The organism is Microbacterium sp. ARD31, assembly GCF_031844425.1.
The window spans coordinates 214,471-226,028 of sequence record NZ_JAUZVE010000002.1 but is presented as its reverse complement, the minus strand read 5'-3'; the positions used below and the strand labels follow the sequence as shown (position 1 = coordinate 226,028).

Annotated in this window: 12 protein-coding genes; 8 read left to right on the top strand and 4 right to left on the bottom strand. The window is 71.7% G+C overall.

Features of this window, described 5'->3' with window-relative positions:
• Positions 1–37: 37 nt before the first annotated feature.
• The 7 genes from Q9S36_RS07790 to Q9S36_RS07760 all read left to right on the top strand — a co-directional run bounded on the left by Q9S36_RS07790 (position 38) and on the right by Q9S36_RS07760 (position 6,824).
• Entirely contained in the window at positions 38–1,105 is a 1,068-nt protein-coding gene (locus tag Q9S36_RS07790) for an aldo/keto reductase (RefSeq protein WP_311284630.1), read from the top strand.
• Positions 1,102–2,031: a 4-(cytidine 5'-diphospho)-2-C-methyl-D-erythritol kinase gene (locus Q9S36_RS07785; protein ID WP_311284629.1), complete on the top strand. Its 930-nt coding sequence runs from the start codon at positions 1,102–1,104 to the stop codon at positions 2,029–2,031. Before Q9S36_RS07790 ends, Q9S36_RS07785 begins: the two co-directional genes overlap by 4 nt.
• Before the next feature lie 78 nt (positions 2,032–2,109).
• Complete coding sequence (locus Q9S36_RS07780) at positions 2,110–3,450, top strand: GNAT family N-acetyltransferase (RefSeq protein ID WP_311284628.1); 1,341 nt, start codon at positions 2,110–2,112, stop codon at positions 3,448–3,450.
• A gap of 131 nt (positions 3,451–3,581) precedes the next feature.
• Positions 3,582–4,445 carry an ATP-binding cassette domain-containing protein gene (locus tag Q9S36_RS07775; RefSeq protein ID WP_311284627.1) on the top strand — a complete coding sequence of 288 codons (864 nt, stop codon included), beginning with the start codon at positions 3,582–3,584 and terminating at the stop codon, positions 4,443–4,445.
• Positions 4,442–5,146 carry an ABC transporter permease gene (locus Q9S36_RS07770; RefSeq protein WP_311284626.1) on the top strand — a complete coding sequence of 235 codons (705 nt, stop codon included), beginning with the start codon at positions 4,442–4,444 and terminating at the stop codon, positions 5,144–5,146. Before Q9S36_RS07775 ends, Q9S36_RS07770 begins: the two co-directional genes overlap by 4 nt.
• Complete coding sequence (locus Q9S36_RS07765; protein ID WP_311284625.1) at positions 5,143–5,904, top strand: ABC transporter permease subunit; 762 nt, start codon at positions 5,143–5,145, stop codon at positions 5,902–5,904. The genes Q9S36_RS07770 and Q9S36_RS07765 overlap by 4 nt, the downstream gene beginning before the upstream one ends.
• Positions 5,901–6,824 (top strand): ABC transporter substrate-binding protein, encoded by a 924-nt coding sequence (locus tag Q9S36_RS07760; RefSeq protein ID WP_311284624.1) that lies wholly within the window; start codon positions 5,901–5,903, stop codon positions 6,822–6,824. The genes Q9S36_RS07765 and Q9S36_RS07760 overlap by 4 nt, the downstream gene beginning before the upstream one ends.
• Before the next feature lie 67 nt (positions 6,825–6,891).
• Here Q9S36_RS07760 and Q9S36_RS07755 read toward each other — a convergent pair whose 3' ends face one another.
• Genes Q9S36_RS07755 through Q9S36_RS07745 form a run of 3 tightly spaced genes read right to left on the bottom strand, consistent with a single transcriptional unit; the run spans position 6,892 to position 9,027 of the window.
• Positions 6,892–7,020: a hypothetical protein gene (locus Q9S36_RS07755; protein ID WP_285814542.1), complete on the bottom strand. Its 129-nt coding sequence runs from the start codon at positions 7,018–7,020 to the stop codon at positions 6,892–6,894.
• 37 nt (positions 7,021–7,057) lie between these two features.
• Positions 7,058–7,348 carry a metal-sensitive transcriptional regulator gene (locus Q9S36_RS07750; protein ID WP_311284623.1) on the bottom strand — a complete coding sequence of 97 codons (291 nt, stop codon included), beginning with the start codon at positions 7,346–7,348 and terminating at the stop codon, positions 7,058–7,060.
• On the bottom strand, positions 7,345–9,027 hold the full coding sequence (locus Q9S36_RS07745) for an FAD-dependent oxidoreductase (RefSeq protein WP_311284622.1): 1,683 nt from the start codon (positions 9,025–9,027) through the stop codon (positions 7,345–7,347). Before Q9S36_RS07745 ends, Q9S36_RS07750 begins: the two co-directional genes overlap by 4 nt.
• 121 nt (positions 9,028–9,148) lie before the next feature.
• On the opposite strand from Q9S36_RS07745, the gene Q9S36_RS07740 reads away from it, so the two are divergent.
• The gene (locus Q9S36_RS07740; protein ID WP_311284621.1) at positions 9,149–10,960 is read left to right on the top strand and encodes an ABC-F family ATP-binding cassette domain-containing protein; all 1,812 of its coding nucleotides are present in this window, start codon (positions 9,149–9,151) and stop codon (positions 10,958–10,960) included.
• On the opposite strand, the gene Q9S36_RS07735 is transcribed toward Q9S36_RS07740, so the two are convergent.
• Positions 10,941–11,468, bottom strand: coding sequence for a MarR family winged helix-turn-helix transcriptional regulator (locus Q9S36_RS07735; protein ID WP_251450466.1), 528 nt, complete (start codon positions 11,466–11,468; stop codon positions 10,941–10,943). The genes Q9S36_RS07740 and Q9S36_RS07735 overlap by 20 nt on opposite strands.
• Positions 11,469–11,558 lie beyond the last annotated feature (90 nt).

Sequence of the window (11,558 nt, the reverse complement as noted above, 5' to 3'; positions counted from 1 at the left end):
GTTACGACGACGTTTCCCTGCCGATAGCCTCGGATCCATGACCGATGCGCCACGCTTCCGCTCCGACGTCGCCGACATCCACCGCCCCTACTCCGCCTCGGGCGAGCGGTATGCGGCCACCGGCTATCGGCAGGTCGGGACGTCGGGGCTCTACCTGCCGCCGCTGTCGCTCGGGCTGTGGTGGAACTTCGGCGACAACATCCCCTTCGACGACCAGCGGACGCTCCTTCGGCACGCGTTCGACCGCGGCATCACGCACTTCGACCTGGCCAACAACTACGGACCGCCCTACGGCGCGGCCGAGACGAACTTCGGCCGCATGATGCGCGAGGACTTCGCGCCGTACCGCGACGAGCTCATCATCTCGTCCAAGGCCGGATGGGACATGTGGCCCGGCCCGTACGGGGATCTGGGCTCGCGCAAGTACATCCTCGCCAGCGCCGAGCAGTCGCTCACCCGCATGGGCCTGGACCACGTCGACATCTTCTACTCGCACCGCGCGGACCCGGTCACCCCGGTCGAAGAGACGGTCGCGGCCCTCGACACCCTCGTCAGGCAGGGCAAGGCGCTCTATGTCGGCATCTCGTCCTACTCCGCCGAGCGCACGGCGGTTGCGGCATCCGTCGCCCGGTCGCTGGGGACGCCGCTGGTGATCCACCAGCCGGCGTACTCGATCCTCAACCGGTGGGTCGAAGACGGTCTGACCGGCGTGCTCGCGCAGGAGGGGATGGGGGCGATCGCCTTCACCCCGCTGGCGCAGGGACTGCTCACGAGCAGGTACCTCGGCGACGGCCCCGTCGAGCGCGCGCAGAAGCGCGCCTCGCTCCCCGACGCCGAACTCTCGCCGAAGGGCAAGGCGACGCTCCGCGGCCTGGACGTGATCGCCGACGAGCGCGGGCAGACCCTCGCGCAGATGGCGATCCAGTGGGTGCTGCGCGACCCGGTCGTCGCGTCGGCCCTCATCGGCGCGTCGCGTCCGGCGCAGCTGGACGAGAACCTCGCCGCCGTGAACGGACCGGCCTTCACCATGGAGGAGCTCGAGAGGATCGACGCGCTGTCGGACGGCATCGACGTCGATCTGTGGGCGGATTCGGCGAAGCTGTGACCGGCGCCTTCGCCGACGGCCGCGTGCACGTGCGCGCGCCGGGCAAGCTGAATGTCTTCTTCGAGGTCGGCGATGTCCAGGACGACGGCTACCACGACGTTGCCTCGGCCTACCAGGCGGTCTCGCTGTACGAGGATCTGTGGGCGGAGCCGGCGCTCGACTTCACCGTGTCGATCCGCGGCACGGTGGATGTCGCCGGGGTGCCGTCGGATGACCGCAACCTCGCCCTGCGCGCGGCCCGGCTGGTCGCGCAGCGCATCGGCCACACCGGGGGAGTCCACCTCGACATCGTCAAGCACGTACCGGTGGCCGGCGGCATGGGCGGCGGGTCCGCGGATGCCGCAGCCGCGCTCGTCGCGTGCGATGCGCTGTGGGGTGCCGACCTCGGTTCGGCCGAGCTCCATCGTCTCGCCGCGAGACTGGGCGCCGACGTGCCGTTCGCCCTCATGGGCGGCACCGCGATCGGCACCGGACGCGGTGATCAGCTCAGCCCCGCCCTCGCGCAGGGACGCTTCGAGTGGGTGGTCGTCACGCGTCCCGACGGCCTGTCGACACCCGAGGTGTACGCGCACCTGGACTCGCTGCGCACCCGTCCCGACATCGCGCCGCCGCGCAAGACCCCCGACGTCGACCCCGGAGTGCTGCAGGCCCTGCGCGCCGGCGACCCGCACGCCCTCGCCGCCCACACCCGCAACGACCTCGAGGCTGCGGCCGTGTCGCTGCGCCCGGCGCTCGGCGATGTGCTGCGCCTCGGGCGCGCGTCCGGGGCACTCGCCGGTTTCGTCTCGGGATCGGGACCGACCCTCGCGTTCCTGTGCGCGGATGCCACCGCCGCACTCGACCTGCAGGTGACCCTGTCGGCCGCCGGGCACACCGCCCTGCACGTGCACGGGCCCGTCGCCGGGGCCCGCCTGCGCCATGCGTGACGGCCCCTGGGGCGCCCGGTCCTGCGCGCCGGCGCTCCTGCTTCCGCTCCCGCTTCCGCTCCCGGAGAGAGGATCCCGATGATCACCGACGACCCCGACGCCGCCGACGTCTCTCGCTCGGGCTTCCTGAGCGCGCCCCTCGACCCCGCCTCCGCCGACCGGCTGGCCGGGGCGGGACTGCGCTATCGGTCCGTGCCGGTGGACGACCCGGCATCCTTCGACCCGTGGGTCCAGGTGGTCGCCCGCGGCTTCCAGGACGGCGAGCGATCCGCAGAGCAGCTCGCGGCGATACGCGAACGCAGCGCATACCGCCGCGTCACCGGGGTGTACGACGGGTCGGCGCCGGACCCGGACGCCCCGGTCGCCACGATCGCGTCCTGGATCGGCGAGCTCGCCGTTCCCGGCGGGGTCGGCATCCCCTCGTGCGCGATCTCGGCGGTGACCGTGGCGCCCACGCACCGACGTCGCGGCATCGCCCGCGCGATGCTCGAGGGCGAGCTGCGCGTCGCGGCAGCCTCCGGTGCGCCCGCGGCCATGCTCACCGTGAGCGAGTCGACCCTCTACGGCCGCTACGGGTTCGCGTCGGCGGCGCCGGCCGCCGCGTGGCGCATCGACGTCAAGCGGGCGGCGTGGACCGGTCCGGTCCCCGCAGGTCGCGTGGACTTCATCTCGCGCGAGCGGCTCCGCGAGCTCATCCCCGCGCTCCACGACAGCGTCCGCCTCGGCACGCCTGGCGAGATCGACGTCCCCGCCGGGCACTGGGACACGCTCGCCGGCACCCGGCCGGACGCGAAGGACGCCGGCGAGGTGCGCGCCGTGCAGTACGCCGACACCTCGGGCACCGTGCGCGGTCTCGCGCTGTACCGGGTGTCCGAGAATCACGACGACCACACCAAGGCGACGGTCGACGTGGTCTACCTCCTCGCCGCCGACGACGACGCCTACGCCGCGCTGTGGCGGTTCTTCGTCGAGCTCGACCTGGTGGGCGAGGTGCGCGCGCGGGAACTGTCGGTCGACGAGCCGCTGTGGTGGATGATCTCCGATCAGCGCGCGGCGACGGTGACGGTGAGCGATCACCAGTACATCCGCATCCTGGACGTGCCCGCAGCCCTCGCGGCGCGCCGCTACGGTGCGGCGGGTCGCCTCGTGCTCGACGTCGAGGATCCCCTGGGTTTGGCCGATGGGCGCTTCGTCCTCGAGGTCGACGCGGACGGCTCCGCCCGGGCGACGAGGACGACGGATGCCGCGCCGGACGCGATCTCGCTCTCGCTCGGCATCCGCGAGCTCGCAGCCGTCTATCTCGGAGGCGTCTCGGTCGTCACGCTGGCACGCGCCGGTCTCATCGCGGCATCCGACCCGGTTGCGGCGGCACGGGTGTTCGGGTGGCATCAGCCTCCGCGCCTGAGCTTCTGGTACTGAGCTCCGGCGCCCGTGCCACGCACCGTGGCGGTGCACCATAGCGGCGCGGGAGGCCGGGAGCAACCCGCGGTCGCGATCGCCGTGACGTCGCGGGGGTCCGGTACCGTGAACGCGATGAGGGGAGCGCACGCGTGATCGAGTTGACCGATGTGTCCAAGCAGTTCCCGGACGGCACGCTCGCCGTCGAGGACTTCGATCTGGTGATCCCCCCGCACCGCACGACGGTGCTGGTCGGGTCATCGGGGTCGGGCAAGACGACGCTGCTGCGGATGATCAATCGCATGGTGGATCCCACCAGCGGCTCGATCTCGATCGACGGCGACGACATCTCGCGGCGCGACCCCGTGCAGCTGCGCCGCAGCATCGGCTACGTCATGCAGAACTCCGGCCTCATGCCGCACTTCACGGTGGCAGACAACATCGCCACCGTGCCCGTGCTCCAGGGCCGGCCGCGCCGCGAGGCTCGCTCTCGCGCCCTCGAGCTGATGGACACGGTGGGGCTGGATCACGCGATGGCCGACCGTTACCCGCATCAGCTCTCGGGCGGGCAGCAGCAGCGGGTGGGCGTTGCGCGAGGCCTCGCCGCCGATCCGAACATCCTCCTCATGGACGAGCCCTTCGGCGCCGTGGACCCGATCGTCCGCGCCGAGCTGCAGGAGGAGCTGCTGCGCCTCCAGCGGGAGATCGGCAAGACCATCGTGTTCGTCACGCACGACATCGACGAGGCGTTCCTCCTCGGGGATCAGGTCGTCATCCTGGAACGCCAGGCCCGGGTCGCGCAGATCGGCACGCCGGACGAGATCATCGAGAATCCCGCGACGTCCTTCGTGGCGAGCTTCATCGGCGCCGAGAAGGGCAAGCGCGCGCTCAGCCTGCGCCGGACCCCGCACGGCACGGTGGTCGTCGACGCCGAGGGCCGTGCGCAGGGGTCGCTCGTGGACGAGGCCGGCGCAGGAGGCGCCTCGGCGGGTACGTCCGAGGGCACGGTCCCGTGAGCTGGATCCTCGACAATCTCGACCTGATCGGCGAGCTCACCCTCGTCCATCTGCGCCAGAGCGCGCTCGCCATCGTCCTCGGGTTCGTCATCTCCCTGCCGCTGGGCTGGGTGGCGTGGCGGTATCGGCTGCTGCGCGGGTGGATCATCACCGTCACCGGCCTGTTGTACACGATCCCGTCCCTGGCGCTGCTGATCCTGTTGCCCACCGTCATCGGCTACAGCGCCCTCAGCGAGACCAACCTGATCGTCGCGCTGACCATCTATGCGGTCGCGATCATGGTCCGCGCCGTCGCGGACGGCCTCGACAGCGTCGACGACGCGGTCCGCCGCTCGGCGACCGCGATGGGTTTCGGCTCCCGGCGCCGCTTCTGGGCCGTCGACCTGCCGCTGGCGGGGCCGGTCGTCCTCGCCGGCCTCCGGGTCACCGCGGTCAGCACGATCTCGCTGGCCACAGTCGGCATCCTCGTCGGGGTCACCAACCTCGGCTACCTCTTCACCAACGGCCTGCAGCGCCGGATCGTGCCCGAGGTGCTCGCAGGCATCATCGTCGTCATGGCGCTCGCCCTCGTCATCGACGGGCTGCTCGTGCTCGCAGGCAAAGCGCTCATGCCCTGGACGCGTCGCACGATCACCCCACCCGCGGCCCCGGCCCGCGGCGGCGAGAGCATCGCGAGCGCAGAGGCAGGGGCTGCCGCATGAACCTCATCCTGGACGCGTTCGCCTGGATCTTCTCGCCCGAGCGGCTCGAGGGTCAGTACGCCATCCCCACTCTCCTCGGCCAGCACCTCTGGTACACCTTCCTCCCCGTGGCGATCGCGGCGCTGATCGCGATCCCCGCCGGCTGGGCCATCGGCCACACCGGCCGCGGGCGCGAGATCGCGGTCGCGATCTCGGGAGCCGCACGCGCGATCCCGTCCTTCGGCCTGCTCGTGCTCCTCGTGCTGCTGCTCGGGGTCCTCCGCCGCCCGGAGGCCGCCGTGATCACCTTCGTGCTGCTGGCGATCCCCTCCCTCCTGGCCGGTGCGTACACCGGTCTCGAGGCCATCGACCGACGCGTGATCGACGCCGCCAAGGCCATGGGCATGACGCGCTGGCAGGTGCTGTGGCGCGTCGAGGTGCCCCTCGGCCTGCCCCTGCTGATCGGGGGGCTCCGTTCTGCGACCCTCCAGGTCGTCGCGACCGTCACCATCGCCGCCTACGTCAACCTCGGCGGCCTCGGCTTCCCGATCATCCAGGGAATACCGCTGCGGCGCTTCGATCAGGTGCTGGGCGGCGCGATCCTCGTCGCCGTCCTCGCCCTCGTGCTCGACGCGCTTCTGGCGCTCGCGCAGCGCGCCGCCGTTCCCCGCGCCCTGCGCGACGCACCCCGCGGACGGCGCCGGTCGCCCGACGCGACGGCTTCCCGGCAGACGACCACCGACCCGACCCCCACCGAACAAGAGAGAATCGCATCATGAGAACAGCGCACAGCACCCGCCTCCTCGCCGCGGCGGGCCTCGCCGCCGCCACCGCCCTCGTCCTCGCCGGCTGCGCCTCGGGCGACCCGCTCGAGGCCGACACCGACACCGATCCGGGTGACACCGGCTCCAGCGAGACGATCGTGGTCGGCTCGCAGGCCTACTACTCCAACGAGATCATCGCCGAGATCTACGCGCAGGCCCTCGAGAACGCCGGCTTCGACGTGGAGCGGCAGTTCCAGATCGGCCAGCGCGACGCGTACCTCCCGGTCATCGAGAGCGGAGAGATCACGCTCTTCCCCGAATACAGCGGAAACCTGCTGCAGTACTTCGAGCCCGACACCGAGGCGCGCACCCCCGAGGATGTCGAAGCCGCGCTCGCCGATGCGCTGCCCGAGGGCCTGACGGTCCTCGACGCGTCCGAGGCGAGCGACCAGGACTCGTACACCGTCACGGCGGCCTTCGCCGAGGAGAACGGGCTCGCGAGCATCGCCGATCTGGCGGACGTCGACGGCCCGCTGACCCTGGGCGGCCCGCCCGAGCTCGCCGAGCGGCCCTACGGGCCGTCGGGCCTCGCGGACACGTACGGCGTCGAGGTCGAGTTCTCGGCCACCGGCGAGACCACCGTGGAGGACCTCGTCGCCGGCACGGTCGACATCGCCAACGTCTACACCGCGGACCCGCGCATCGAGACCGAGGACCTCATGGTCCTCGACGACCCCGAGGGACTGTTCCTCGCGTCGAACGTGATCCCGCTCGTGAGCGCCGACGTGGCCGACGAGATCGCGGACGTCATCAACGAGGTCAGCGCCGCGCTGACGCCGGAGGGCCTCGTGGCCCTCAACGTCCAGAGCACCGTCGACCAGATGTCCTCTGCCGACATCGCCTCGGCATGGCTCGAGGAGAACGGTCTGGTCTGATCCCCGGTCCGGTACCGACGACGATGGCCCGCCTCTTCGGAGGCGGGCCATCGTCGTCGCGATGCGGTCAGGGCTGGTCGGGGTGGCCCGGGCAGCGCGACGCCTCGGGGACGCCGGCGAGCGCCTCCTCGACGTGCTGACCGCAGCCGGCCCAGGTGGCCTTGCCGCAGGTGGTGCAGGTGATGCGCTGACACATGTCGGTCTCCTTCGTGGATGCGGGTGTGGGGGAGGGGTCAGGCGAGTGAGAGGAAGAGCTTCTCGAGCTCATCGGCGGTGAGGCCCTCGGCCGCGGCGGTGGCGTCGGGATCGACCACGCAGTCTCTCATCGCGGTCGAGATGATGGCGAATCCCGCGCGGTCCAGCGCGCTCGTGACGGCGGCGAGCTGGGTCACGACGTCGCGACACGATCCGCCGTTCTCGACGGCCGCGATGACAGCCGCCAGCTGACCGTGCGCGCGACGCAGCCGGTTGACGACCCGCTTCTGCGCGGCGGCCTGCTCCTCGGGTGTTCCGGTGATCATCATGCGAATGCTCCTTCGGTCGACAGGATCCGCTCGACGTCGGCACCGTACCAGTGGCGGAGGGTCTGGATGCCGCCCGACAGCGACGACGAGTCGAAGCCCGCGCCGACGAGGATGCGGTGAGCGATGTTCGCGCGGACGCCGGCGGCGCACATGACGCGCACCGGACGGTCTGCGGCGGCATCCCGTACCTCGTCGAGGCGGCCCCGCAGTTCGGTGTGCGGGATATTCAGGGCCCCGGGAAGATGCCCGGTGGCGAACTCGGCGGCACTCCGGACGTCGAGAACGAGCGCCTCTTCGCCGATCGTCGCCGCGTCTTCGGCGTACCAGAGACGCAGTCGGCCGGTTCGTACGTTCTCGGCCACCATGCCCACGAGGTTGACGGCGTCCTTCGCCTGGCCGTAAGGCGGCGAGTACGCCAGGTCGAGGTCGATCAGGTCGTCGGCGGCCAGGCCGGCGCGCAGCGCCGTGGCGAGCACGTCGATGCGCTTGTCCACGCCCTCGGTGCCCACGGCCTGCGCGCCGAGGAGCCGCCCGTCCTCGCCGACGTGCACGATCAGGTGCATCGCGGCGGCACCGGGGAAGTAGCCGGCGTGCTGGTTGGGGTGCAGGTGCAGGGTGCGGTAGGCGATGCCGGCCGCGTCGAGAGCGGCCCGGTTCCCCCCGGTCATCGCCGCCGTCAGGCCGCCCACGCGCACGATCGCGGTTCCCAGCGGCTGGGTGATGGCCCGGCCGCTGCCGCTGCCGAAGATGTCGTCGGCGATGAGGCGGCCCGCGCGGTTGGCGGGCCCGGCGAGGGCCACCGGGCGCACCGCGCCGGTGACGGCATCGACGGACGCGGTCGCATCCCCGGCCGCCCAGACGCCCGGGGCCGACGTGCGGCCGCGGTCGTCCACGACGATGGCGCCGCGCACGGTGTCGATGCCGGCTGCCTCGACGAACGCGGTGTCGGGCCGGACGCCCACCGACAGGACGATGACGTCTGCGGCGATGCGCGTACCGTCGGCGAGGACGACGGTGTCGGCGTCCGCGCCGCGCTCCACGCTTTCGGCGCCGACCCCGTCGTGCACGCGGATGCCGAGGCCCTGCAGCTCCTCGGTGACGAGGGTGGCGAGCTCGCGCTCGAGCGGGGGAAGCACGTGGGGAGCGAGCTCGACGACGTCGACGTCGAGACCGGCGTGTCGGAGGGCCTCGGCCGCCTCGATCCCGATGAAGCCGCCGCCCAGGACGACGGCCCGGCGCGCGCCGGTGGTCGCCCGCTCGCGAAGGGTCACGGCGTCGGCCACCGTCCGCAGGGTCCGCACGCGCGGCGAGCCGAGCCCCGGGAGCGGGGGGACGAGCGCCGAGGCGCCCGGCGAGAGCACGAGCGCGTCGTAGTCGAGGGTGTCGGTGCCGTCCTCCGAGAGCACGGTGATCGTCCGCGCGACGGTGTCGATCGCCGTGACCTCGTGACCGGTGCGCACGTCGAGGTTGAGGGCCGCGCGCAGCGTCGTCGGCGTGTGGAGGAGGAGCGAATCTGCGTCGGCGATCTCTCCGCTGACGTGATACGGCAGGCCGCAGTTCGCGAAGGAGACCTCGGGTCCTCGCTCGAGGACGACGATCTCGGCGGTCTCGTCGTGCCTGCGGGCACGTGCCGCGGCGCTCATGCCTGCGGCGACGCCTCCGACGATGATGATGCGCATTCCCACTCCTCTCAATACCCCTCAGGGTATCCCAATGACGCTCGCAAACTATACCCCAGGGGGTATCACGTGTGCAACTCGGCGACGACTGCCAAGGCTGCTCGCCTAGCCTGGAGACGATATGGCACATCTTCTGGGGGCTGAAGCCCTCCATCTCGAGTTCCCCACCCGCGTCGTGTTCGAGGGGGTGTCGCTCGGCGTCGACGAGGGCGACCGCATCGGCATCGTCGGACGCAACGGCGACGGCAAGTCCAGTCTCATGGCGATGCTCGCCGGACGGCGCGAGCCGGACTCAGGACGCGTGACCGTGCGCGGCGGCGTCCGGGTTGGCGTGCTCGATCAGGCGGACGTGCTGGACGACTCCCTGACCATCGCTCAGACCGTGGTCGGCGACCGACCCGAGCACGAATGGGCGGGCGACGCCCGCACCCGCGATGTCATCGCGGGGCTTCTGTCCGACATCCCCTGGGACTCGCCGGTGCGCGACCTCTCGGGTGGGCAGCGCCGCCGTGTCGCGCTGGCCGCGCTGCTGAGCGGCGACCACGACGTGCTGTTCCTTGACGAGCCCACGAACCACCTCGACGTCGAGGCCATCGCCTGGCTCGCCGACCACGTGAAGCGCCGCTGGAGCCCCGGCGCCGGGGCTCTGCTGGTCGTCACGCACGACCGATGGTTCCTGGACGAGGTCTGCACGCGCACCTGGGAGGTCCACGACCGCATCGTGGAGCCGTTCGACGGCGGGTACGCGGCCTACATCCTGCAGCGGGTCGAGCGCGACCGGCAGTCGGCGGCGATCGAGGCGCGCCGGCAGAATCTCGCCCGCAAGGAGCTCGCGTGGCTGCGGCGCGGCGCTCCCGCGCGCACGTCGAAGCCGAAGTTCCGCATCGACGCGGCCAACGCCCTCATCGAGGACGTCCCCGAGATCCGGGATGCCGTGACGCTGCGCTCGCTGGCCGTGTCGCGACTGGGCAAGGACGTCGTCGACCTCCTCGACGCCTCGGTGTCGTACCCCGACCCGCTCGAGCCCGAACGCACCCGGACCGTGCTGAGCGACGTCGAGTGGCGGATCGCCCCGGGCGAGCGCACCGGCATCCTCGGTGTCAACGGCGCCGGCAAGTCGACCCTGCTCGGCCTCGTCTCGGGTGAGGTGGAGCCGACCGGTGGTCGGGTCAAGCGCGGCAAGACCGTCAAGGTCGCGACCCTCTCGCAGCGGCTCGACGAGCTGGAGGACCACCTGCAGGACCCGGTCCGCGTCGTCATCGAGGGCCTTCGCACCACCTACTCCTTCGGGTCGGGATCGAAGACGCAGGAGCTCTCCCCGGGGCAGCTGCTGGAGCGGATGGGGTTCTCGAGCGCGCAGCTGTCCACCCCGGTCAAGGACCTGTCAGGCGGCCAGAAGCGCCGTCTCCAGCTGCTGCTGATCCTCCTGGAGCAGCCCAACGTGCTGATCCTCGACGAGCCCACGAACGACCTCGACACCGACATGCTCGCCGCGATGGAGGACCTCCTGGACACGTGGCCCGGGACGCTGCTGGTCGTCTCGCACGACCGCTACTTCCTCGAGCGCGTCACCGACCAGCAGTACGCGATCCTCGGCGGTCACCTGCGCCACCTGCCCGGCGGCGTCGACGAGTACCTGCGGCTGCGCTCGCGCCAGCAGGCGGAGGAGTCCGCGCCCACCGCAGCGGCCGGCGCGACGCCGGCCGGGCTCGGCGGCGCCGAGCTTCGCACGGCCCAGAAAGAGCTGTCGGCGCTGGAGCGGCGGCTCGAGAAGCTGGAGAAGCAGATCGCCGCCGCCCGCACCGCGCTCGCCGACCACGACCAGGCCGACTACGTCGGTCTCGGCGCCGAGATGGCGCGGATCGGCGCGCTCGAATCGGAACGGGACGATGTCGAGGCGGCGTGGTTCGCCCTCACCGAGCGGATGGGCTGAGGGGAGTCGCCGACGCGTCGAAGCCCAGGCTGAGTTTTCGCAACAGGCTCGCCAGGCGCTCGCGGTCACCGCGCGACAGGGCGCCGAGAAGCACGGCCTCGGCATCGACGAGTCGGGTGATCGCGGCATCCACGCGCACCCGGCCGTCCTCGGTGAGGGTGACCAGCACGCTGCGGCCGTCTGCGGGATCAGCCTCGCGCCGCACCAGTCGGCGGGCGACCAGGCGGTCGATGCGGTTGGTCATCGTGCCGCTCGAGACGAGGGTCTGCTGCAGGAGCTGCTTGGGACTGAGCTGGAACGGCTCTCCGGCCCGACGCAGCGCCGACAGCACATCCCACTCCCAGGGCTCCAGATCGCTGCGGCGGAACGCGTCGCGCCGAGCGCGGTCGAGGTGCCGCGAGAGGCGGTCGACCCGCGACAGCACCTCGAGGGGCGAGAAGTCCAGGTCGGGGCGCTGCACGCCCCACGCGCCGACGATGCGGTCCACTTCGTCGGTCTCGTGCGTCATGGCTCCATTATCGGGCTCCGATGGGCGTCGGCCGGGAATCGTGGTGCGTCGCGGCGATCGGGGCCTGGCAGACTTGACGGGCGGCGTCCG